This is a genomic window from Streptomyces sp. NPDC088116 (assembly GCF_044741745.1).
Classification (GTDB): Bacteria; Actinomycetota; Actinomycetes; order Streptomycetales; family Streptomycetaceae; genus Streptomyces.
In genome coordinates, this window is sequence record NZ_JBIUTF010000010.1 from 198,977 (window position 1) to 216,406 (window position 17,430).

The 17,430-nt window shown below is 70.3% G+C and carries 17 protein-coding genes; 14 read left to right on the forward strand and 3 right to left on the reverse strand.

Features of this window, described 5'->3' with window-relative positions; all coding sequences use genetic code 11:
* Nucleotides 1-28: 28 nt before the first annotated feature.
* Together ACIOJD_RS33015 and ACIOJD_RS33020 are read left to right on the forward strand one after the other, a co-directional pair.
* A complete protein-coding gene (locus ACIOJD_RS33015; RefSeq protein ID WP_401919965.1) occupies nucleotides 29-700 on the forward strand; it encodes a response regulator in 672 nt (223 codons plus the stop codon).
* Between the two features lie 14 nt (nucleotides 701-714).
* The gene (locus tag ACIOJD_RS33020) at nucleotides 715-1,314 is read left to right on the forward strand and encodes an AAA family ATPase (RefSeq protein WP_401920031.1); all 600 of its coding nucleotides are present in this window, start codon (nucleotides 715-717) and stop codon (nucleotides 1,312-1,314) included.
* Between the two features lie 250 nt (nucleotides 1,315-1,564).
* On the opposite strand, the gene ACIOJD_RS33025 is transcribed toward ACIOJD_RS33020, so the two are convergent.
* On the reverse strand, nucleotides 1,565-2,839 hold the full coding sequence (locus ACIOJD_RS33025) for a threonine aldolase family protein (protein ID WP_401919966.1): 1,275 nt from the start codon (nucleotides 2,837-2,839) through the stop codon (nucleotides 1,565-1,567).
* Between the two features lie 146 nt (nucleotides 2,840-2,985).
* Between ACIOJD_RS33025 and ACIOJD_RS33030 the strand changes: the two genes are divergently transcribed.
* The 10 genes from ACIOJD_RS33030 to ACIOJD_RS33075 all read left to right on the forward strand — a co-directional run bounded on the left by ACIOJD_RS33030 (nucleotide 2,986) and on the right by ACIOJD_RS33075 (nucleotide 11,693).
* Complete coding sequence (locus ACIOJD_RS33030; RefSeq protein WP_401919967.1) at nucleotides 2,986-3,951, forward strand: Rossmann-like and DUF2520 domain-containing protein; 966 nt, start codon at nucleotides 2,986-2,988, stop codon at nucleotides 3,949-3,951.
* Entirely contained in the window at nucleotides 3,948-5,006 is a 1,059-nt protein-coding gene (gene panC, locus ACIOJD_RS33035) for a pantoate--beta-alanine ligase (RefSeq protein WP_401919968.1), read from the forward strand. The genes ACIOJD_RS33030 and panC overlap by 4 nt, the downstream gene beginning before the upstream one ends.
* Nucleotides 5,003-7,012 (forward strand): L-aspartate oxidase, encoded by a 2,010-nt coding sequence (locus tag ACIOJD_RS33040; protein WP_401919969.1) that lies wholly within the window; start codon nucleotides 5,003-5,005, stop codon nucleotides 7,010-7,012. Before panC ends, ACIOJD_RS33040 begins: the two co-directional genes overlap by 4 nt.
* Nucleotides 7,013-7,014: 2 nt before the next feature.
* Nucleotides 7,015-8,061: a carboxylating nicotinate-nucleotide diphosphorylase gene (gene nadC, locus ACIOJD_RS33045; protein ID WP_401919971.1), complete on the forward strand. Its 1,047-nt coding sequence runs from the start codon at nucleotides 7,015-7,017 to the stop codon at nucleotides 8,059-8,061.
* Entirely contained in the window at nucleotides 8,061-8,858 is a 798-nt protein-coding gene (locus ACIOJD_RS33050; RefSeq protein WP_401919973.1) for a type III pantothenate kinase, read from the forward strand. Before nadC ends, ACIOJD_RS33050 begins: the two co-directional genes overlap by 1 nt.
* Before the next feature lie 243 nt (nucleotides 8,859-9,101).
* Nucleotides 9,102-9,746, forward strand: coding sequence for a hypothetical protein (locus tag ACIOJD_RS33055; RefSeq protein WP_401920033.1), 645 nt, complete (start codon nucleotides 9,102-9,104; stop codon nucleotides 9,744-9,746).
* A 14-nt stretch (nucleotides 9,747-9,760) separates the two neighbouring features.
* Nucleotides 9,761-9,946 (forward strand): hypothetical protein, encoded by a 186-nt coding sequence (locus tag ACIOJD_RS33060; protein ID WP_401919974.1) that lies wholly within the window; start codon nucleotides 9,761-9,763, stop codon nucleotides 9,944-9,946.
* Nucleotides 9,947-10,136: 190 nt separating this feature from the next.
* The gene (locus tag ACIOJD_RS33065) at nucleotides 10,137-10,664 is read left to right on the forward strand and encodes a BlaI/MecI/CopY family transcriptional regulator (RefSeq protein WP_401920036.1); all 528 of its coding nucleotides are present in this window, start codon (nucleotides 10,137-10,139) and stop codon (nucleotides 10,662-10,664) included.
* A 9-nt stretch (nucleotides 10,665-10,673) separates the two neighbouring features.
* Nucleotides 10,674-11,213, forward strand: coding sequence for an amino-acid N-acetyltransferase (locus ACIOJD_RS33070; protein WP_401919975.1), 540 nt, complete (start codon nucleotides 10,674-10,676; stop codon nucleotides 11,211-11,213).
* A gap of 144 nt (nucleotides 11,214-11,357) precedes the next feature.
* Nucleotides 11,358-11,693, forward strand: coding sequence for an Lsr2 family protein (locus ACIOJD_RS33075; RefSeq protein ID WP_401919976.1), 336 nt, complete (start codon nucleotides 11,358-11,360; stop codon nucleotides 11,691-11,693).
* Here the strand turns inward: ACIOJD_RS33075 and ACIOJD_RS33080 are convergent.
* Nucleotides 11,672-12,346, reverse strand: coding sequence for an SCO3374 family protein (locus ACIOJD_RS33080; protein ID WP_401919977.1), 675 nt, complete (start codon nucleotides 12,344-12,346; stop codon nucleotides 11,672-11,674). The two genes, ACIOJD_RS33075 and ACIOJD_RS33080, sit on opposite strands and share 22 nt — an antisense overlap.
* Nucleotides 12,347-12,779: 433 nt before the next feature.
* Here ACIOJD_RS33080 and ACIOJD_RS33085 point away from each other — a divergent pair, with 433 nt between their 5' ends.
* Together ACIOJD_RS33085 and ACIOJD_RS33090 are read left to right on the forward strand one after the other, a co-directional pair.
* Complete coding sequence (locus tag ACIOJD_RS33085; RefSeq protein ID WP_401889898.1) at nucleotides 12,780-15,302, forward strand: ATP-dependent Clp protease ATP-binding subunit; 2,523 nt, start codon at nucleotides 12,780-12,782, stop codon at nucleotides 15,300-15,302.
* A gap of 781 nt (nucleotides 15,303-16,083) precedes the next feature.
* Nucleotides 16,084-16,797 (forward strand): M23 family metallopeptidase, encoded by a 714-nt coding sequence (locus ACIOJD_RS33090; protein WP_401919979.1) that lies wholly within the window; start codon nucleotides 16,084-16,086, stop codon nucleotides 16,795-16,797.
* Here ACIOJD_RS33090 and ACIOJD_RS33095 read toward each other — a convergent pair.
* Nucleotides 16,787-17,365, reverse strand: coding sequence for a TetR/AcrR family transcriptional regulator (locus tag ACIOJD_RS33095; protein WP_401919981.1), 579 nt, complete (start codon nucleotides 17,363-17,365; stop codon nucleotides 16,787-16,789). The two genes, ACIOJD_RS33090 and ACIOJD_RS33095, sit on opposite strands and share 11 nt — an antisense overlap.
* Between the last annotated feature and the right edge of the window lie 65 nt (nucleotides 17,366-17,430).

The following is a 17,430-nucleotide window of genomic DNA, read 5'->3' on the forward strand; positions in this document are numbered from 1 at the left end:
GCCGGTCTACTGGACAAGGAACCCGCAGATGTCGATCCGCGTCATGCTCGTCGATGATCAGGTACTGCTGCGCACCGGTTTCCGTATGGTGCTGGCCGCGCAGCCGGACATGGAGGTCGTCGCGGAGGCCGGGGACGGGGCCGAGGCGATAGCCATCCTCCGCTCCGTCGCCGTGGACGTCGTACTGATGGACGTACGTATGCCCCGGCTGGACGGCGTCGAGGCTACCCGCCGGATCTGCGCCGAGCCCGGAGCCCCGAAGGTGCTCATCCTGACCACCTTCGACCTGGACGAATACGCCTTCTCCGGGCTCAAGGCCGGGGCCAGCGGGTTCATGCTGAAGGATGTGCCGCCGAGTGAGCTGCTGAGCGCGATCCGCTCCGTGCACAGCGGTGACGCCGTGGTCGCGCCGTCCACGACGCGGCGGCTCCTGGACCGCTTCTCGTCGATGCTGCCGAGCAGCACCAAGCCGGCGCACAAGGAGCTGGAACGGCTGACCGGCCGCGAGCGCGAGGTGATGATGCTCGTCGCGCAGGGGCTGTCGAACGGCGAGATCGCGGGGCGGCTGGTGCTCTCCGAGGCGACCGTGAAGACCCATGTCGGCCGGATCCTCACGAAGCTCGGTCTGCGCGACCGGGTGCAGGTCGTCGTCCTCGCCTACGAGACGGGGATGGTGCGGGCCGGCGGGAACGCGGGCTGACCCCGGTGACATCGATGCTCCTGTGGCTCAACGGTCCCTTCGGGGGCGGCAAGACGCAGACCGCGTACGAGATCCGGCGCCGGCTGCCGGGCAGCGTCGTCTGTGACCCGGAACATGTCGGTTTCGGCCTGCACCGCATGCTGCCCGGCACGCTCCGGGGCGACTTCCAGGATCTGCCGGCATGGCGCCGGAGCGTGTACGAGATGCTCGACCTGACCCTCCATCGGCACGAGGGCACGGTGATCGTCCCGATGACGCTGGTGGACAGCGGCTACTTCGAGGAGATCGTCGGCAGGCTGCGCGAGAACGGGCACGACGTGCGCCACTTCGCACTGCTCGCCGAGCGGGAGACCGTACTGCGGCGGCTGCGCGAGCGCGGGCTGCCGGGCCTGAAGCGGGACACCTTCGCCGAGGGACGACTGGACGACTGCCTGGAGTCCTTGGCCCGGCCGCTGTTCGCCGAGCACATCCGCACGGACCGGCTGACGGTGCCCCGCGTCGCCGACACGATCGCCGGGTCGGCCGGGCTGCGGCTGACGCCGAACAGGGACGGGCGGCTGCGACACCGGCTGCGCCGGGTCGGGATCGGCCTGCGCCACATCCGCTTCGACTGAGCGCGCGAGTCCCGCCCCGGGCGCGCGCATACGGAACGGCGGCCCCGGGGCGCGCACGCGGAACGGCGGCTTTTGGGCGTTGACGAACGATGGCCCCGGGGGGCGCGCGTATGCGGAACGGCGGCCCCGGGCGTGGACGGAACGATGGCTCCCGGTCGGTGGCCGCCGCTCGGCGGCTCCTGGCCGGCGTCTCTCGGAGGCGTGTCCCCGGTCGGCGGCGTACGCCGGGGAGCGCGAGAGGGCGCGGGGATCAGCGCCCGCCCTCCTCCACCACCCGGCCCACGAACTCCTCCACCGCTCCCCGGATGTCCCCGGCTGTCCACTCCAGACCCGCCTCCGCCACCGTGACCTCGGTGAACGCGACCCCCGGAGGGCCCGCGACCGGGGCTGACCACACGCGGAACAGCGCCACCTTCGTCTCCTCCGCCTGCCGCACCGCCGCCTCGTTCAGCACCTCCGGCGCGTACGGCAGCCACACCTGGAACTGGTGCGTGTGCGGCGGTTCCGGCTGTACGCGGAACCACGGCACCCGGGACGCCGCGAAGCCCTCGGCCAGCGCCGCGGCCACCACGCGCGCGTGCGCCACGTACGAGGGCAGCCGGGGCAGTTCGCGCTCCAGGCCCAGCAGTGCCGACAGGGCCGCCGGGTACTGCTGGAAGAGCCGGCCCCCGTACCGGTGGCGCCAGACCCGCGCCTCCTCCACCAGCTCCGCGGGGCCGACGAGCATCGCGCCCGACAGGCCGCGCAGCGACTTGTAGAAGGACACGTACACGCTGTCCGCGAGCCCCGCGATCTCCGCCGGAGTGCGCCCGAAGTGGGATGCGCACTCCCACAGGCGCGCGCCGTCGAAGTGCACCACCGCGTCCCGCTCGCGCGCCGCGGCGCACACCGCGACCAGCTCGTCCCAGGACGGCAGGACGAACCCCGGTTCCCGCAGCGGCAGTTCCAGCATCAGCGTGCCGAAGGGCTCGGCCAGGTCGTGGATCTCCTCGGCGTTCGGAAGGCGTGGCTCCGTGGTCGGATGGACCGTACGCAGCCCGCTGACGCACGACAGCGCACCGCCCTCGTGGGCCTCGGGGTGTGCGAGCGGGTGCAGGGCCACGGTCCGGTTCCCCGTACGCCCGGCCCAGCTGCGCAGCGCCACCTGCTGGGCCATCGTGCCGGTGGGGAAGAAGACCGCGGCCGGGAAGCCGAGCAGGGAGGCCACCCGGCGCTCCAGTGCGGCGACGACCCCGTCCCCGTACAGGTCGGTCCGTTCGTCCAGGTCGTAGACGGCTCCCGCGTCGGCGGCCAGGGCCGTCAGCCGCTCGCCCAGCCGCTGGTCCATGGGGGGACGCGTCAGCACACGCTCGCACGCGCGCCAGGCGGCCAGCCGTCGCAGGCGCTGCCGCACCGGCTCCTGTCCGTGCCCGTCCTCTTCCTGTCCGTCCTGTCCGTGCCCGTCCTCTTCGTTCCGGTTCTCCGGCTCCCGCGCCTGTCCGGGCTCCAGGCCGTGCTCCCGTTCCGGCTCGCTTTTCTTATCCATCCGGCGATGTTCTCGTGGCAGGGGCGCGAGGTCATGTCATATTCCCGGGCTGTGACGGAGGGCCGGGGCGGGAACCCGCTCCCGTAGCATGTTGGTGTACGTACGTCCGGTACCCCTCGCGGACTGGAACGGAAGGCTGTCGCCGCGTGAATCCAACAGCACAGGACCCCTTCGACCCCCGGGACCGGCCCGCCCGGCTCACCGTCGGTGTCGTCGGCGCGGGCCGGGTGGGCCCGGCTCTCGCCGCCTCCCTTCAGCTGGCCGGGCACCGTCCGGTCGCTGTCTCGGGCGTTTCGGACGCCTCCGTACGGAGGGCGGGCGTTCTGCTCCCCGACGTCCCGATCGTCACCCCCGCCGAAGTCCTCGCCCGCGCCGAACTGGTGCTGCTGACCGTGCCCGACGACGCCCTCCCCGGGCTGGTCGAGGGGCTCGCCGAGACCGGTGCCGTACGGCCGGGACAGCTGCTCGTCCACACGTCGGGGCGGTACGGCAGCGCAGTCCTGGACCCCGCCCTGCGCGTCGGCGCCCTGCCGCTCGCCCTGCACCCCGCCATGACGTTCACCGGCACTTCGGTGGACGTCCAGCGGCTGGCCGGCTGCTCCTTCGGGGTCACCGCGCCCGACGAGCTGAGGCTGGCCGCCGAAGCGCTGGTGATCGAGATGGGCGGCGAGCCCGAGTGGATCGCGGAGGAGTCCCGTCCGCTCTACCACGCGGCCCTCGCGCTGGGCGCGAATCACCTGGTCACGCTGGTGGCGCAGTCGATGGAACTGCTCCGTACGGCCGGGGTGACCGCCCCCGACCGGATGCTGGGCCCGCTGCTGGGCGCCGCCCTGGACAACGCCCTGCGCTCCGGCGACGCGGCCCTCACCGGACCGGTCGCGCGCGGTGACGCCGGTACGGTCGCCGCGCATGTCGCCGAGCTGCGCGAGCACGCGCCCGGCGCCGTCGCCGGATACCTCGCCATGGCGCGCACGACCGCCGACCGGGCGCTGGCACACGGCCTGCTCAAGGCGGAGCTGGCGGAAGACCTTCTCGACGTCCTCGCCGACAGGGGCCGGCCCGGGGACGTCCCCGGGGGCGGCGCGGGCGGCGGAGCGGAAGGCACCCGATGAGTTTCGAACTCGCCCCCACGCGCGCGGACCTCGACCGACTCCTGGAGCGGCACGCGGCCTCGGGCAGCGCCGCGAGGAGCGTGAGCGCCGAAGCCCCCGCCCGTGCCCGTACCGCCGTCGTGATGACCATGGGCGCGCTCCACGACGGGCACGCGACCCTCGTACGGGCCGCCCGCGCCCGTGTCGGACCCGCCGGATTCGTCGTGGTCACCATCTTCGTCAACCCGCTCCAGTTCGGCGCGGGAGAGGACCTCGAACGCTATCCGCGCACCCTCGACGCGGACCTGAAGACCGCCGAGGAGGCGGGCGCCGACGCCGTCTTCGCGCCGTCCGCCGACGAGGTCTACCCCGGCGGCTCCCCCCAGGTCACCATCAGCGCCGGTCCCATGGGCGAGCGCCTCGAAGGCGCGTCGCGCCCCGGACATTTCGACGGCATGCTCACCGTCGTCGCCAAGCTGCTGCACCTCACCCGGGCCGACCTCACCTTCTTCGGCCGCAAGGACGCCCAGCAGCTCGCCCTGGTCCGCCGGATGGCCCGCGATCTGAACTTCCCGGTCGAGATCGTCGGCGTCCCGACGGTCCGCGAGGACGACGGCCTCGCGCTCTCCAGCCGTAACCGCTATCTGTCCGTGGCGGAGCGCCGTACCGCCCTCGTCCTCTCCAGGGCCCTCTTCGCCGCCCGCGACCGCCTCGGCGCACAGCACGCCCTGCGCGCCCGCGCCGAGTCCGCTCCCACCGCCAACGGCCGGGCCGCCGGGCTCTCCGCCCTTGGAGAGGCCCGGCTCGCCGCCGACGCCCACGCGGTGGCGGCGGCGGTCCCCCGGTCGCGGCCGTGCGGAGCGGACGCCGTACGGGCAGCGGCCCGCGTCGTCCTGGGCGAGGCGGCCCGTACCGTGCCACCCCTCACTCTGGACTACCTGGCACTCGTCGACCCCGCCGACTTCACCGAGGTCCCCGACGACCACACCGGCGAAGCGATCCTCGCCGTCGCCGCGCGCGTCGGTGCCACGCGGCTGATCGACAACATCACCCTGACCTTCGGAGCCTCCCCATGACCGGAACAGCGACCGGAAAAGCGGCTGGGACGGAGACCGGAACGGCGCCGGGGACGGAGACCGGAACGGCACCGGGGACGGATACCGGAACAGCGACGGGGCCGGAGACCGGAGCAGAGACCGGGACAACAACCGGCATACGACTGACCGCCCCCGCGCCCGGCTGGTCCGTGGACGCCGATGTCGTCGTGGTCGGCTCCGGTGTCGCCGGCCTCACGGCGGCCCTGCGCTGCACCGCCGCCGGGCTCCGTACGGTCGTCGTCACCAAGGCCCGCCTGGACGACGGCTCCACACGCTGGGCCCAGGGCGGCATCGCCGCGGCCCTCGGCGAGGGCGACACCCCCGAGCAGCATCTGGACGACACGCTCGTCGCGGGCGCGGGCCTGTGCGACGAGGAGGCCGTCCGCACCCTGGTCACCGAGGGCCCGGCCGCCGTGCGCCGGCTGATCGACACCGGCGCGCATTTCGACACCTCCGCCACCGGCGAACTCCAGCTGACCCGCGAGGGCGGCCACCACCGCCGCCGTATCGCCCACGCGGGAGGCGACGCGACCGGCGCCGAGATCTCCCGCGCCCTGGTCGAGGCGGTACGCGACGCGGCGCTCCGTACGGTTGAGAACGCCCTGGTGCTGGACCTCCTGACCGACGCGCACGGCCGTACGTCCGGTGTCACCCTTCACGTGATGGGCGAGGGACAGCACGACGGCGTCGGCGCGGTCCACGCCCCCGCGGTGGTCCTGGCCACCGGCGGCATGGGGCAGGTCTTCTCCGCGACCACCAATCCCGCCGTCTCCACGGGGGACGGGGTGGCGCTGGCGCTGCGGGCGGGCGCGGAGGTCTCGGACCTGGAGTTCGTGCAGTTCCACCCCACGGTCCTGTTCCTCGGCGCGGGCGCGGAGGGGCAGCAGCCCCTGGTCTCCGAGGCGGTACGGGGCGAGGGCGCCCATCTCGTTGACGCCGACGGCGTCCGCTTCATGCGTGACCAGCACGAACTGGCCGAGCTGGCCCCCCGCGACATCGTCGCCAAGGCGATCATGCGCCGGATGCGTGAGCAGGGCGCCGAGCACATGTATCTGGACGCCCGGCACTTCGGCGCCCCGATGTGGGAGAGCCGCTTCCCGACGATACTGGCGGCCTGCCGCGCCCATGGGATCGACCCGGTCACGGAGCCGATCCCGGTGGCCCCCGCCGCGCACTACGCGTCCGGTGGAGTCCGTACGGACCTGAGCGGCCGGACGACCGTGCCGGGCTTGTACGCCTGCGGTGAGGTGGCCTGTACGGGCGTCCACGGTGCGAACCGGCTGGCCTCCAACTCCCTCCTGGAGGGCCTGGTCTTCGCGGAACGGATCGCGGCCGACATCGCGGCGCGACCGCTGGAGGAGCGCGGTCCCCGGGAACACCGCCCTCATGAGGAAGAGGCCATCGGCTCCGTCCACCTGCCGCTCATCGCCCCCGAGGCGCGCATCGCCGTCCAGCGGATCATGTCCGGGGGAGCGGGCGTCCTCAGGTCGGCCCGGAGCCTGGAGGCGGCCGCGCGGGAGCTGTCGGCCGTCCAGGCCACCGAACCGGACAGCGGTACGGAGCGCGAGCCGTGCAGCGCTCCCGGACCGGACAGCAGCACGGAGCCCGAGCCGCACAGCGCTCCTGTACCGGACACCGCTCCCGGACCGAGCAGTGACAGCGACGGAACCAAGCCCGCCGTCCCCGGCGTCGACGGAACCAAGCCCGCCGTCCCCGGCGTCGACTCCTGGGAGACCTCCAACCTCCTCTGCGTTGCCCAGGCTCTGGTCGCCGCCGCCCTGGCGCGCGAGGAGACCCGGGGCTGCCACTGGCGCGAGGACCGGCCCGAGCGCGACGACACCGACTGGCGCCGCCATCTCGTCGTCCGTCTGCTGCCCGACCGCCGGATCGCGCTCCGGCGCACCGAAACGGCCGCCTTCCCGCCCGTGAGCCCGCCGCTCGTCCCCGTATCCCCACACCCCGCCGAAGCCCCCAGGGAGCCGTAACCGTGAGCACGCCCGAAGACAGTCCCCGCCCCGAGCCCGTGGACGTACCGCTGATCCAGATCGGCGCCCCGGCCACGGGTGGCTGCGGCGACGGCTGCGGCTGCTCCGGCGACGAGGAGGAGTACGGCCCCGACGAGCTGGAGTGCGGTCTCGACCCCGCTCTCGCCCAACTCCTCGCCGACGGCGGCCTGGACCCCGTCCAGGTCGAGGACATCGCGCATGTCGCCATCGAGGAGGACCTCGCCAACGGCGAGGACGTGACGACCCTCGCGACCGTCCCCGAGGACGCCGTGGCCACCGGTGACTTCACCGCCCGCGAGGGCGGTACGGTCGCGGGTCTGCACATCGCCGAGGCCGTCATCTCCCTCGTCTGCACGGAGGAGTTCGAGGTCGAGCGGCACGTTCTGGACGGCGACCGCGTCGAGGCGGGCCAGAAGCTGCTGAGCGTCACCACCCGCACCCGCGACCTGCTCACCGCCGAGCGCAGCGCGCTCAACCTCCTGTGCCGGCTGTCCGGCATCGCGACCGCCACGCGCGCGTGGACCGACGCTCTCAAGGGCACCGGGGCCAGGGTCCGCGACACCCGGAAGACCACGCCGGGGCTGCGCGCCCTGGAGAAGTACGCGGTGCGCTGCGGCGGCGGCGTCAACCACCGGATGTCGCTCTCCGACGCGGCCCTGGTCAAGGACAATCACGTGGTCGCTGCGGGAGGCGTCGCCGAGGCGTTCAAGGCCGTACGGGACACGCTCGAAAAGCTCGGCGAGCCGGACATGGCGATCGAGGTGGAGGTCGACACCCTCCACCAGGTCCGCGAGGTCCTGGACGCGGGCGCCGACCTGATCCTGCTGGACAACTTCACCCCGTCCGAGACGGCGGAGGCCGTGGCCCTCGTCGCGGGCCGGGCGGTGCTGGAGTCCTCGGGCCGGCTCACCGTCGACAACGCGCGCGCGTACGCGGAGACGGGCGTCGACTACCTCGCCGTCGGCGCCCTGACGCACTCCTCCCCGATCCTGGACATCGGCCTGGACCTGCGCGAGGTCGGCGCCTGATGCTCCTCACCATCGATGTCGGCAACACCCACACCGTCCTCGGCCTGTTCGACGGTGAGGAGATCGTCGAACACTGGCGCATCTCCACCGACGCCCGGCGCACCGCCGACGAACTCGCCGTGCTCCTCCAGGGGTTGATGGGCATGCACCCGCTGCTCGGCGAGGAACTGGGCGACGGGATCAGCGGCATCGCGATCTGCTCGACGGTCCCCTCCGTCCTGCACGAACTGCGCGAAGTGACCCGCCGTTATTACGGAGACGTCCCCGCCGTCCTCGTGGAGCCCGGCATCAAGACCGGCGTGCCGATCCTGATGGACAACCCCAAGGAGGTCGGCGCGGACCGCATCATCAACGCGGTCGCGGCGGTCGAGCTGTACGGCGGCCCGGCGATCGTCGTGGACTTCGGTACGGCGACGACCTTCGACGCGGTCAGCGCGCGGGGCGAGTACACGGGTGGTGTGATCGCCCCCGGTATCGAGATCTCGGTCGAGGCGCTCGGCGTCAAGGGCGCCCAGCTCCGCAAGATCGAACTGGCCAGGCCGCGCAGCGTGATCGGCAAGAACACGGTCGAGGCGATGCAGTCGGGCATCCTGTACGGCTTCGCGGGCCAGGTCGACGGTGTGGTGGCGCGCATGGCACGCGAACTGGCCGACGACCCCGAAGAGGTCACGGTGATCGCGACGGGCGGCCTCGCCCCGATGGTCCTCGGCGAGGCCGCGGTGATCGACGAACACGAGCCCTGGCTGACACTGATCGGCCTGCGCCTGGTGTACGAGCGCAACGTCTCCCGCATGTAGCGCGTATGGCCGCGGACGGGCTGCCCCGGGACGGCCCGGCACCCCGCCCCCGGACGGCCCGGCGCCCGTGACGAGGCCGTCCAGGACGGCCGCGGGCCACTCGCGCGGCGCCCCGTCAGCCCGGCGCGGACACCGTCCCCCTTTCGACGGGTGGGCCGCGCCCAGGGAGGGGCGTTAAGTCGATTTTGTCCCTTTGGCGCGTACTGTCGCGGCATGCCCACGCCCTACGGATCCCGCGGCGGTATGGCGTTCGGCGCTGACGAGCTGCGTGTGCTCCGACGTGCCCTCGCCGTCGCCCTTCATCCCGCCCCGCTCCCGGACGAGGACGTCCGCGACTGCATGCGGCTCGCCGAGTCCGTGGACGAGGCGGTACGGGAGGCCGGACGGCTGCGGGCGTTCCTGCTGGCCGATCTCGCCCGGTACCGGCAGGCGCTGCCCGGCTCCGTCACCGGCTATCTGGAACTGCTCCAGGACGCCATGGCGACCGGTTACGTCCCGCGCCCCGACGACCTCGCCGCCCTGCGCGCCCTGCGCGGCAACCCGGTGGCCGCGGCCCTGCTCGACCGCTGCGGCCCACTCGGCCCGGTCCGGACGGTAAGGGCCCGCCTCGCCGGCTCCGCCGCGCTGCCCTCCGTGGCCCTGCCTCCCGCTCCCCGTACCCGGCTCCTCGCGATTCCCGGCGGACGCGCGGCCGACGATCCGAAGCGGCCGGAGAAGCCTCAGAGTCCCGAGAAGCCCCGGAACCCCGAGAAGCCCCACGAGCCCCGGGAGCCCGCCCCGCCCCGGCGCCCGGCGACGGACCGGCCGATGCCCAAGCCCTCCGAGGTGTTCCCGCCGCGCCGCAGGCCCAAGCCGCCGCCCCCGCCGGAACATCTCGCCGTCGGATAGCTACTCTGGGCACCATGGACTACGTATCCGCGCTTGTTCCCCCCGTGGTGATGGCCGCCTTCTTCATCGGCCTGGTCGTGACGATCGTCAAGAGCCAGGGCGGCCCCAACAAGGCGAAGGAGGACGCGGCCGTGGACGCGGCGTTCGCCCGCGCGGAATCCGCCGAGCCGGCCACCGCTCCGGACGCCCGCGGCGCCTGACGGCCGACGCGTGAACGCCTGACGTACGGCACTCGCCGTCCGGACAACTAAACGTATGAGCGCATGACCTGGACGTACGACTGAATCTCAGTCGTACGTCCTTTTTGTTACGTCAATAGCTAGTTGTTCCAACTTCTCCTACTATGGTGACACTGTGCCCCGTCAATTGGGAGACCTGGAAGACGCCGTCATGACACGCGTCTGGCAATGGAACCGTCCGGTCACCGTCAGGGAAGTCCTCGAAGACCTTCAGCGGGAGCGGTCCATCGCCTACACCACCGTCATGACGGTAATGGACAATCTCCATCAGAAGGGCTGGGTGCGCCGGGAAGTGGACGGCCGTGCCTATCGATATACGGCGGTGTCCACGCGCGCCGCCTACGCCGCCGCGCTGATGAACGAAGCCTGGTCGAAGAGCGACAACCCGGCCGCCGCGCTTGTCGCCTTCTTCGGCATGATGTCGCCCGAGCAGCGCCAGTCCCTCGAAGATGCCGTCCGTATGGTCGGGGGAGACCGGCCGGAAGGCATCCGCACAGAAGGCCAACGGCCGGAAAACATCGGTACGGAAGGTATCCGTATGGAAGAGATCAGCACAGAACCGGAAGGCATCCGTACAGAAAGTGACCGCGCGGAAGAGATCCGTGAAGAGAACCGTACGGAAGGGCATCCGCCGGAAGACGGTGAGGGCGCTGACGGTCAACAGCGGACGGGGCGATAGCGTCCAGTCATGGCCCCAGCTCCTCCACTCGTCAATGCCCAAGCAAATGCCCTCACCATCCGGCGTGCCAGGACCAGGGATGTTCCCGCGGTACGCCGTCTCCTTGACGCTTACGTGAGCGAAGGCATCCTGCTCGACAAAGCGCCGGTGAAGCTTTACGAGGACATCCAGGAGTTCTGGGTCGCGGAACGCGACGAGGATGCACGTGTCATCGGCTGCGGTGCCTTGCACGTGATGTGGGACGACCTCGCCGAAGTGCGCACACTCGCCGTCGATGCTTCGGCCAGGGGTGCCGGTGCCGGGCATCAACTCCTGGACAAGTTGCTGGAGACGGCCCGCTGGCTCGGAGTGCGGCGCGTATTCTGCCTCACCTTCGAAGTCGAGTTCTTCACGAAGCACGGCTTCGCCGAGATCGGCGAGACTCCGGTCGCCCGAGATGTGTACAGAGAGCTGCTGCGTTCCTATGACGAGGGCGTTGCGGAGTTCCTTGGTCTCGAACGAGTGAAGCCGAACACCTTGGGTAACAGCCGGATGCTTCTGCACCTGTGATCGCCGGAACCTGTCGGAACCCTATGTCCGAATCGCGCACGTTTCCCGTCTTCTTGCGGGACTGAACCTCTGCCGGGGGTTTGTGTTTTCCTGAGAAAAGCGGTTTCCTTTCCGCGTACTGCATTTTCGATGAAAGGAAATCCGGTGGCACAGAAGGTTCAGGTCCTTCTTGTCGATGACCTCGACGGCGGCGAGGCGGACGAGACCGTGACGTTCGCTCTGGACGGCAAGACCTACGAGATCGACCTCACTACCGCCAATGCGGACAAGCTCCGGGGTCTGCTCGACGCTTACACCAAGGGTGGCCGGCGCACCGGTGGTCGTGCCGCGGGTGGCCGTGGCAAGGGCCGTGTCGCCGCGGGCGGGAACAAGGACACCGCGGAAATCCGCAAGTGGGCGAAGGAGAACGGCTACAGCGTCAACGATCGCGGCCGTGTTCCCGCCGAGATCCGCGAAGCCTACGAGAAGGCCAACGGCTGAGTATTCGTACGAAGCGTATTTCCGCGCAGCAAGCGGGCACGGTGGCACTCCGTCGCCGCCGTGTCCACGAGTCGTACGAGATCGGGGGCGCTCGCACCACCGCCCCCGTGGCCGCTGCCCCGCCCGAACGGGGCGAGCGCGGGCAGTGTCGGCTCCACCGCGCGTCCCGGCTCGGGGGGCCGCAGCCATACGGCGGCCCCCTGCGCGGTGGCGCGGGGCCACCGCGGTGGTACGGGGGCCGGCACTCGCCCCCCGGCGCCGACGCCGGTCAGGCCGAGGGCGATCGAGCCCCACTCCAGCCAGTCGAGCAGCCCCGGCAGCTCGTCGGCGCTTCCCGCCGCCACCAGAAGCAGCATGCGCTCCTCGTGGAGCGCCACAGGCCCCGTCGGGCCGATCCGCCGGAGCACGGCGGCCCCGGCGTCGGCCGGCAGCTCCAGCACATCGAAACGGAGCCCGGTCGGCAGCTGGACCGGAGGGCCGGACACCGTCGCCCAGCCGAGTCCGTTCTCGTACCACTGCGCGCGGCCGTCCTCGATGAGGACGCGGCCGTCTTCGAGTGACGTGCGGCCTTCTCCGAGAGGCGCACAGCCTTCTTCGGAGGGGATCCGGCCGCCTTCGAGCGGGTCGCGGGGGAGCGGGACGGTGAAAGCCATGCCCGGAGCAACTCCCGATCCAGGCGCGGAGTTACGCTACGTCCGCACCCGATCGCACAGCGTCGCCGTACACGCGGCGTGCGGGCCTGATCGGGAGCGCAAGGGTGTTCGCCCGTAGCGGAGGGAACAGGGGTGCCCCGCATGGAGTGTCAGTGCTTGCGGGTAAGACATTCCTAGTGGGAAGGGGCGACACGCGGTTTCGGGCGTCTCACGTTCGCCATCGGCGTACTGATGGTGAGGGTATATGCCTGGCCTGCGGGAACATCGTCTCGCACCATCAGGTTGAAGCTGGTGTCCGGCGTTCGGGGCTGGGAGCCTGGGACAGGTAGTCGGCAGTTGGAATGAGCGGTCCCCGCTTGCGGGACTAAGCTGCGGAAGGACAGGGAGGGGACCGACCCCTTTACTGCCTGACCGCTCTGAGGAGCGATTAACGATGTTCGAGAGGTTCACCGACCGCGCGCGGCGGGTTGTCGTCCTGGCTCAGGAAGAAGCCCGGATGCTCAACCACAACTACATCGGCACCGAGCACATCCTCCTGGGCCTTATCCACGAGGGTGAGGGTGTCGCCGCTAAGGCCCTGGAGAGCCTCGGGATTTCGCTCGAGGCGGTCCGCCAGCAGGTGGAGGAGATCATCGGGCAGGGCCAGCAGGCTCCGTCCGGTCACATCCCCTTCACTCCCCGTGCCAAGAAGGTCCTGGAGCTCTCGCTCCGCGAGGCCCTTCAGCTGGGCCACAACTACATCGGCACGGAGCACATCCTGCTCGGCCTGATCCGCGAGGGCGAGGGCGTCGCCGCCCAGGTCCTCGTGAAGCTGGGCGCCGATCTCAACCGGGTGCGGCAGCAGGTCATCCAGCTGCTCTCCGGATACCAGGGCAAGGAGGCCGCCACAGCGGGCGGTCCTGCCGAGGGCACGCCCTCCACGTCCCTGGTCCTCGACCAGTTCGGCCGGAACCTCACCCAGGCCGCCCGCGAATCCAAGCTCGACCCGGTCATCGGGCGCGAGAAGGAGATCGAGCGGGTCATGCAGGTGCTGTCCCGCCGTACGAAGAACAACCCCGTTCTCATCGGCGAGCCCGGCGTCGGCAAGACGGCGGTCGTCGAAGGACTGGCGCAGGCCATCGTCAAGGGCGAGGTGCCCGAGACCCTCAAGGACAAGCACCTCTACACCCTCGACCTCGGCGCGCTGGTGGCCGGCTCCCGTTACCGCGGTGACTTCGAGGAGCGCCTGAAGAAGGTCCTCAAGGAGATCCGCACCCGCGGCGACATCATCCTGTTCATCGACGAGCTCCACACCCTGGTGGGTGCGGGCGCCGCCGAGGGCGCGATCGACGCCGCCAGCATCCTCAAGCCGATGCTGGCCCGCGGCGAGCTGCAGACCATCGGTGCGACGACGCTCGACGAGTACCGCAAGCACCTGGAGAAGGACGCGGCCCTCGAGCGCCGTTTCCAGCCCATCCAGGTCGCGGAGCCGTCGCTGCCGCACACGATCGAGATCCTGAAGGGTCTGCGCGACCGCTACGAGGCGCACCACCGCGTGTCCATCACGGACGAGGCGCTGGTCCAGGCCGCGACGCTGGCCGACCGGTACATCTCGGACCGCTTCCTGCCCGACAAGGCGATCGACCTGATCGACGAGGCCGGTTCCCGGATGCGCATCCGTCGGATGACCGCGCCGCCGGACCTCCGCGAGTTCGACGAGAAGATCGCGGGCGTCCGCCGCGACAAGGAGTCGGCCATCGACTCCCAGGACTTCGAGAAGGCAGCCTCGCTCCGCGACAAGGAGAAGCAGCTGCTGGCCGCGAAGACCAAGCGGGAGAAGGAGTGGAAGGCCGGCGACATGGACGTCGTCGCCGAGGTCGACGGCGAGCTGATCGCCGAGGTCCTGGCGACCGCCACGGGCATCCCGGTCTTCAAGCTCACCGAGGAGGAGTCCTCGCGGCTGCTCCGCATGGAGGACGAGCTCCACAAGCGCGTCATCGGCCAGAAGGACGCCATCAAGGCGCTTTCGCAGGCGATCCGTCGTACGCGAGCGGGTCTGAAGGACCCCAAGCGTCCCGGTGGCTCGTTCATCTTCGCCGGACCGTCAGGTGTCGGTAAGACGGAGCTCTCGAAGACGCTCGCCGAATTCCTCTTCGGTGACGAGGACGCGCTGATCGCTCTCGACATGTCGGAGTTCAGCGAGAAGCACACGGTTTCCCGCCTCTTCGGTTCTCCCCCCGGTTACGTGGGTTACGAAGAGGGCGGCCAGCTCACCGAGAAGGTGCGCCGGAAGCCGTTCTCCGTCGTCCTCTTCGACGAGGTCGAGAAGGCCCACCCCGATATCTTCAATTCCCTTCTCCAGATCCTGGAGGACGGTCGGCTGACCGACTCCCAGGGCCGGGTCGTGGACTTCAAGAACACGGTCATCATCATGACGACCAACCTCGGGACCCGGGACATCTCCAAGGGGTTCAACCTGGGCTTCGCCGCCCAGGGCGACACCAAGACCAACTACGAGCGAATGAAGAACAAGGTCAACGAAGAGCTGAAGCAGCACTTCCGGCCCGAGTTCCTCAACCGTGTCGATGACACGGTGGTCTTCCACCAGCTCACCGAGGAAGACATCATCCAGATCGTCGACCTCATGATCGACAAGGTGGACGAGCGGCTGAAGGACCGGGACATGGGCCTCGAGCTCAGCCCGAACGCCAAGTCGCTTCTCGCCAAGAAGGGTTATGACCCGGTCCTGGGCGCCCGGCCGCTGCGCCGGACGATCCAGCGCGAGATCGAGGACATCCTCTCCGAGAAGATCCTCTTCGGTGAGCTGCGCCCCGGTCACATCGTGGTCGTCGACACCGAGGGTGAGGGCGAGGCGAAGAAGTTCAGCTTCCGCGGCGAGGAGAAGTCGCCTCTGCCGGACGTCCCTCCGATCGAGCAGGCGGCCGGCGGCGGCCCGAACCTGACGAAGGACGCATAGGGCTCACGCCTTCGGGCTGAGTGACTGAAGGGGCTGCCCCGGACCGTTTCGACGGTTCCGGGGCAGCCCCTTTTGTGCGCGTGGGCCTCTCTTACGCGCATACGGTCAGGCGGTCGCCGAGGAGCGCGCCGCCGATGACCGGGGCCGGCGGTCGCCGCCTCGACCTGGCGTTCCGCGTCCTGACGCGTGAGCCGTGCCAGGCCCCCCGTACCAGCCAGGCCGCGATGGCCCTCGGCGGCTCCTGATGCTCCTCGAAGGCTTTGGGCCGTCCTGTGGCGCGGGTGGCTCGCTCGCCGGGGCTCGGCTTTCTCCCTTGGGCGGCCCGGCGGCCCAAGGCCGGTGAGCGGGGCGGCGGGGTTGAACCGGGACCTTGGTCCCGAAACGGAAGGACCTACGGGGAGGTCGGGGCTCGGGGGCCGTGACAAGGCGCACAGGCGTTTTCGGCGCTACTAGCCGGAATAGTCATACCGCTGGGCATCCGCCGGGACCTTGGGCCCTGTTGTCGTCGGGTCCTTCGGCTCCGGGGCGGTCCGGGTGTCGTCTCGCCGAGGTGGAGCCGTGCTCCCGTATCGCCCCACATGGGCTCATTCCGGACGCGATCATCCTATTTACCAAGGCTTGAACCGATCCCCCGGGAGCCGTCAAGAGGGGGATCGTCGTCAGGTTTTCTACGACACGATGTCGTAGAAAGGGCGTTTTGGGGTGAGATGGGGTTCGGGTTACCAAGGTGAGGCCAGCCCGGCGTGAGTGCCGGGTCCATTCATGCCCGGAGGTTTCCCGTATGTCGCAGCGCAACCAGTTCCGTCTCTCCCGCCCGACCGCCATGCGTGCCCGTGCCGGAGTCCTGGCCGCCGGACTCGGTGTGTCCGTGGTGGCCGGGGCCGGGGCCGCGTTCGCCGCGACCGGTGGTGGTGACGCTGCCGCCGGCGCGACCACCACCACGGTCACCACGGCCGCCGGTGCCGTCCACCAGCAGGCCGCGATACAGGCCAAGGCCGCCGTCAAGGCGCACGACGCCAAGGTGAAACAGGTGAAGGCCGAGCAGGCCAAGGCCAAGGCGAACGCCAAGCAGGCCGCCTCCTGGACCGACCCCGTCAAGCGCTACACGCTGAGCGCGAGCTTCGGCAACGGCGGCAACATGTGGGCGCACAAGCACTCCGGCCAGGACTTCGCGGTGCCGGTCGGTACGACGGTCCACGCCGCCCACACCGGCACCGTGGTCAAGGCCGGCCCGAACGGCGCCGGTGACGGTCCCGCGTACGGCAACGCGATCGTGATCAAGCACAAGAACGGTACGTACTCGCAGTACGCGCACCTGTCGAAGGTCAAGGTGTACGTCGGCCAGCAGGTCAAGACGGGCAAGAAGATCGCCCTGTCCGGCAACACCGGCAACTCCAGCGGCCCGCACCTGCACTTCGAGATCCGTAAGACCGCGAACTACGGCTCCGCCGTGAACCCGGTCCCGTTCCTGAAGTCGGTGGGCGTCAAGGTGTGACCTGGTGGGCCTGGCTCATCAGATCGATGGAGACCTCGAGGATGGCTTGACGCTTCTCCTCGGGGTCTCCTGCCATGTCGCCCAGCGCGAACGTCCCGGCGTGCATGGTGAACAGCGCGCTGACGCAGCGCACCTGGTCCTTCATGGCCGCTTCCGGCTCCTGGATCAGTTCGAGCAGGTCATGCATCCGGTCCTTGAAGGAATGGCCGATGCTCAGCTCGCGTACGGTCGCCTGGTTCTCCTGCATGAAGCGGAACAGCGGGGCCGCACCCGCGAGCGCGGCGCTGTAGCGGTGCAGGATCTCCTGTTTCGTCTCCAGGGTGTGCGGCTGCGTCCGGCCCCACGCGATCAGGTCGTCGATCGGCCGGCTCAGGTCCTGGAAGATGCCGATCAGGATGTCTTCCTTGGTCTTGAAGTGGTAGTACAGCGCCGCCTTGGTGACATCCAGCCGCTCCGCGATCTCCCGTAGCGAGGTCTTCTCGTATCCCTGTTCGGCGAAGAGCTCCAGGGCCACGTCCTGGATGCGCTGGCGCGTGTTGCCCCGCCGCGGGTGCTGCGTGCTGCCCATGGGTGCTCTCCCGAGAAGTTGCTTACTTGACGACCGGCAAGTGAAGGGTCTACTTTCCCCAGTGT

Bases quoted from the DNA above. Each gene is read 5' to 3' on its own strand.
- ACIOJD_RS33085 (WP_401889898.1), top strand. From the start codon at position 12,780: ATGTTCGAGAGGTTCACCGACCGCGCGCGGCGGGTTGTCGTCCTGGCT.
- ACIOJD_RS33070 (WP_401919975.1), top strand. From the start codon at position 10,674: ATGGCCCCAGCTCCTCCACTCGTCAATGCCCAAGCAAATGCCCTCACC.
- ACIOJD_RS33080 (WP_401919977.1), bottom strand. From the start codon at position 12,346: ATGGCTTTCACCGTCCCGCTCCCCCGCGACCCGCTCGAAGGCGGCCGG.
- ACIOJD_RS33065 (WP_401920036.1), top strand. From the start codon at position 10,137: ATGACACGCGTCTGGCAATGGAACCGTCCGGTCACCGTCAGGGAAGTC.
- ACIOJD_RS33040 (WP_401919969.1), top strand. From the start codon at position 5,003: ATGACCGGAACAGCGACCGGAAAAGCGGCTGGGACGGAGACCGGAACG.
- ACIOJD_RS33090 (WP_401919979.1), top strand. From the start codon at position 16,084: ATGTCGCAGCGCAACCAGTTCCGTCTCTCCCGCCCGACCGCCATGCGT.
- ACIOJD_RS33050 (WP_401919973.1), top strand. From the start codon at position 8,061: ATGCTCCTCACCATCGATGTCGGCAACACCCACACCGTCCTCGGCCTG.
- ACIOJD_RS33060 (WP_401919974.1), top strand. From the start codon at position 9,761: ATGGACTACGTATCCGCGCTTGTTCCCCCCGTGGTGATGGCCGCCTTC.
- ACIOJD_RS33095 (WP_401919981.1), bottom strand. From the start codon at position 17,365: ATGGGCAGCACGCAGCACCCGCGGCGGGGCAACACGCGCCAGCGCATC.
- ACIOJD_RS33025 (WP_401919966.1), bottom strand. From the start codon at position 2,839: ATGGATAAGAAAAGCGAGCCGGAACGGGAGCACGGCCTGGAGCCCGGA.
- panC (WP_401919968.1), top strand. From the start codon at position 3,948: ATGAGTTTCGAACTCGCCCCCACGCGCGCGGACCTCGACCGACTCCTG.
- ACIOJD_RS33055 (WP_401920033.1), top strand. From the start codon at position 9,102: ATGGCGTTCGGCGCTGACGAGCTGCGTGTGCTCCGACGTGCCCTCGCC.
- ACIOJD_RS33015 (WP_401919965.1), top strand. From the start codon at position 29: ATGTCGATCCGCGTCATGCTCGTCGATGATCAGGTACTGCTGCGCACC.
- ACIOJD_RS33020 (WP_401920031.1), top strand. From the start codon at position 715: ATGCTCCTGTGGCTCAACGGTCCCTTCGGGGGCGGCAAGACGCAGACC.